This is a genomic window from Spirillospora sp. NPDC049652, assembly GCF_040675125.1.
In the GTDB taxonomy this organism is placed as follows: domain Bacteria; phylum Actinomycetota; class Actinomycetes; order Streptosporangiales; family Streptosporangiaceae; genus Spirillospora.
This window is the reverse complement of the sequence record NZ_JBFAOF010000692.1, coordinates 1-3,961: the sequence shown is the minus strand read 5'-3', so window position 1 is coordinate 3,961 and position 3,961 is coordinate 1. Positions and strand designations below refer to the sequence as shown.

The following is a 3,961-nucleotide window of genomic DNA, read 5'->3' as shown; positions in this document are numbered from 1 at the left end:
GCCGCCCGCCGCGCCCGCAGGTCGGACGGGCGCTCCCGCGCACCCGGCGTGGGGGCGGCGGCCGGCGGGTCCGGGAGCGCCGGGCCGGCGGCCGGCGGCGCGGCAAGCGCGGGTTCGTCGTGCAGCGGACGCCCCGTGTGGTGCAGGAACACCTCGTCCAGGGACGGCGGGTCCGCGCCCGGCGCGGTCAGCTCGGCCTTCAGGGCGGCGGGGGAGCCCTGCGCGACGATCCGCCCGGCGTCGATGATCGCGATCCGGTCGCACTGCTCCGCCTCGTCCAGGTAGTGCGTGGTGAGGAAGATCGTGACGGCCTCGCGCTCGCGGACCGACCGCAGGTGCTCCCACACCCGGGCGCGGGCGTGCGGGTCGAGGCCGAGCGTCGGCTCGTCCAGGACGATCAGCCGCGGCCGGTGCAGCAGCGCGCGGGCGATCTCCAGGCGGCGGCGCATCCCGCCGGAGAACGTCCCGACGATCCGGTCGCGCTCGCCGGCCAGCCCGACCAGGTCGAGCGCCCGGTCCACGCGGCCCGGGATCCGCTCGGGCGGGACGTCGTACAGGTCGGCGTGGAAGCGCAGGTTCTCGGCGGCGGTGAGGCCGAGGTCCAGGGTGGACTCCTGGAACACCAGCCCGATCCGGCGGCGCGCCTCCAGCGGCTCGGCGACCGTGTCGTGCCCGGCGATCGCGACCCGGCCGGCGGTCGGCCGGGCCAGCGCGCACAGCATGGCGATCGTGGTGGACTTGCCCGCCCCGTTCGGGCCGAGGAACGCGAAGCACTCCCCAGCCGCGACCGACAGGTCCACGCCGTCCACCGCGACGACGTCGCCGTACCGCTTGCGCAGCCCGGACGCGGCGATGGCGGGCGGGGCGCCGGCCGCCGTCGCCGCGTCCGGGACGGCGGAGGGTGCGGTCACGCGGCGGCCTCCAGCGCGGCCTTCCAGTCGTCGGGGACGACGAAGCCGAAGCTCCACCGGTGCCGCTCGGTCGGGTTCACGATGCAGTGCCAGAACAGCTTCGCCGGGTCCTGCTCGATCTTGAAGAAGCGCGCCATCCGGGGCCGCTCCCGCAGCGTGACCAGCTCGTCGGTGCCGGGCGTCTGGTACCGGAAGAACGAGGTCTCGGACGGGTCCGCGAAGTCGTCGTCGAAGTCGATCAGGTACATCCGCCAGCCCGGCTGGTCCTCGTTGGTGTGCCAGAGCCGGTAGGACGACGGCGGGTACCACATGCTCCCGGAGAACCGGACCTCCGGCCCGAACACCTTCTCCAGGGCCCCGACCAGCCGGATCTTGGCGTCCAGGTACTCCTCGTAGCCGGGGTGGTCGACGTGGTCGTCCAGGTTCACCAGGTGGAAGTGGCGGCGGTCGTTGGGGACGGGCTTGATGCCCGCCCGCCACCGCTGGTACTCGGGCCCGCTCGGCGCGAGGTCGGTCGACGCGAGGTCGCCCGGGTCGAAGGCCTCGGCGAACCGGTCCATGTCGACCGTCGGCGGACGGACCTTGACCAGCTGCAGCAGCTCGCGCACCTCGGTGAAGGCGGGCAGGTCGTCCAGCGAGTACTCGGTGTGCAGCACGGTCGTGCCGTCCCGGGCCTCCGCCTCCGCCCGCGCGGCGGGCTCCTCGGCGCCGGCGGACGCGCCGCGGGTCCGCTCGGTCGGCTCGTCCTCGGCCGGACCCGGCCGGGACGACGCGGCGGCGAGCTCGGGCACGGAGAACTCGTACCCGTGGCTGCGGGCGAGCCGGAGCAGCTCCTGCACCCCGGTCATGGCCCGCATCCGCATCCGCAGCTCGGGGTCGGTGCCGGCGACGTGCATGAACTCCTGGCAGGCGTCCACGGACATACTCGTCATCACTCCTCAGGGTCGGGTCGGCGGGTCGAGCAGCAGGACGGACGGGATCCGCTCCGGACGGGCCAGGCGCAGGAAGTGCAGGCCGAAGCCCGCCATGCCGAGCATGAGCCCGGGGAAGAACCCCGACTCCGGGCCGGGCCGGGCCTCGGCGAGGTTGCGCCACTGGTTCTGGGCGTGCAGGTTGGCCTCCACCCGGAACGCGGGCTCGGCGCGCAGCAGGGCGTGCCGGAGCAGCAGCTCGGCGTTCCCGGACCTGCCGTGGCAGAGCGAGTCGTTCATCAGCCGGGGGAAGTTGCGGACGGTCGCGGTCAGCCCGCGCTGCGCGCCCTGCAGGAGGTCGTCGTCGGTGCGGCCGAGGGTGTCCCAGGTGGCCAGGCGGCCGAGGCCGATCCCGGACGCGCCGTTGCACCAGGCGTTGGCGAAGTGCCGGCCGTTCCAGATCGGGCCGCCCGGCGAGGACCGCAGGTCGTACCAGTCCTGAACGAGCTCGTCGAAGTGCCGGTCCTCGTAGGCGAAGGCCCGGTGCGCGGCGTCCACGTAGGCGTCGCGGCCGAGGCGCTCCCCGGCCAGCGCGAGCGCCCAGCCGATGCCGCCCGACCCGTGCGCGAAGCCGGTGAGGTCGGCCAGCGCCGCGCCGCCCTCGTCGCCGGGCCACGACAGCGCGTCGCCGTCGGAGTTCGCGCGCTTCAGCAGGTGCTCGGCGCAGCGGTCGGCGAGGTCGGCGCCGTGCCCGCCGGTCGCCTCGGCGAGCGCGAGCAGGACCGGGATGAGGCCCGCGACGCCGAAGTAGACGTCCAGCCGCTCGTCCTGCTCGATCGCGGGGGCCAGGCCGTCCGCGAGGGCGACCGCGCGGTCGAGCAGGTCCCGCTCGTCCCACAGCCGGTGCAGGTGGAGCAGCGTGTAGATCAGCCCGCCGGTGCCGGGGAACGCGCCGATCCACTGGGGATCGGTGTGCTCGCTCGCGTGCGCGAGGGCGAGCCGCGCGGCGCGCTCGAACTCCGGGCGCGGGCTCAGCTCGTTCATGTACCCGAGGAACAGCGCGATCCCGGCCGTCCCGTTGTACAGCTCGGCCTCGATGTCCACTTCCTCGTGGCCGTCGCGCGTCACGACGTAGGACGTCCAGGGCGAACCGGTGGCCCGCGCCTCCGCGCACAGCCGCAGCGCGACGGCCTCGGCCTGCTCGACGCAGGTCGCGGCGAAGTCGGAGCTGGTGACGTCGCCGCCGGAGAGCCCGGCGGCGATGTACTGCCGCTGCCGCCGCCGGTTCTCCTCGGTGAGGGACCTGATCCGGTCGGCCGCCACGTCCAGCGGTGCCGCCGCCAGCCGCAGCGGGACGGCGGGGCCGTGGTCGTGGGTCATCCGGGCTTCCTCGGCGGGCGTGTCGAACAGCGGGATGTCCATCCGCCACATCGACCGGGCCTCGCGGTCGGGGCAGGCCAGCTCGTGGTCCCAGACGCGGGGGAACGTCCGGACGGTGTCGATCAGCAGGTCCACCTCGATCGGGTCCATGAGGCAGCGCGGGTGCCGGGCGGCGAGCAGCAGCTGCGAGTAGATCTGCGTGCTCCAGTTGATGAACCGGACCCGCGACCCGGTGAACAGCTCGCGCACCGTCCGCACGGCCTCCTCGCCGCCCCGCGCGAACCACTGGTAGACCGCGTCGAAGCCGGCGCCGACGTCCTCGACGAAGTCCTCGGCGTGGGTGATCTCGCCGTCCACGAACACCCGGTTGCCCGCGCCCGGGTCGACCCGCACGCCCGACACGTGCCGGACGGACGCGGCGAACGACGGGCCCCCCTCGTCCACCTGCGGGACGCTGGTCGGCATCTCGTACGCGCCGCCGCCCGCGTAGCCGCTGAGCCGCATCGAGCTCTCCTCGGCCCGCCCGGACGGCCACTCGATCAGGCCCGTCCGGAACACCGAGTCCATCACGGTGCCGGTCCCGTCCGGGCGGTCGCCCGGGACGGCCCCGAGGACGGTCTCGCCGTCGCAGATGAAGGCGTGCCCGTCCGCGACGAGGATGTTCTCGAAGTGCAGGTCGCCGCCGCCGAGCACGTAGAACATCGCGAGGTAGCCGCCGAGTTCGGCGTGCACCGCGGCCGCGCCCGCGCGGTCGGCGAC

General features: G+C 74.6%; 3 protein-coding genes. All 3 read right to left on the bottom strand.

Going from position 1 to position 3,961, the window contains the following annotated elements:
- Positions 1 to 911: ABC transporter ATP-binding protein (locus tag AB0J52_RS30765; RefSeq protein ID WP_500186184.1), on the bottom strand; the 911-nt coding region annotated here is incomplete at its 3' end.
- Positions 908 to 1,843 (bottom strand): Nif11-like leader peptide family natural product precursor, encoded by a 936-nt coding sequence (locus AB0J52_RS30760; protein ID WP_500186183.1) that lies wholly within the window; start codon positions 1,841 to 1,843, stop codon positions 908 to 910. The genes AB0J52_RS30760 and AB0J52_RS30765, both read right to left, overlap by 4 nt.
- Before the next feature lie 6 nt (positions 1,844 to 1,849).
- Positions 1,850 to 3,961, bottom strand: a 2,112-nt coding sequence (locus AB0J52_RS30755) for a type 2 lanthipeptide synthetase LanM family protein (protein WP_500186181.1), incomplete at its 5' end; no start/stop codon positions are given.

What these genes read in the sequence shown, in the direction of transcription:
- AB0J52_RS30760 (WP_500186183.1), bottom strand. Translation starts at nt 1,843, where the DNA reads ATGACGAGTATGTCCGTGGACGCCTGCCAGGAGTTCATGCACGTCGCC.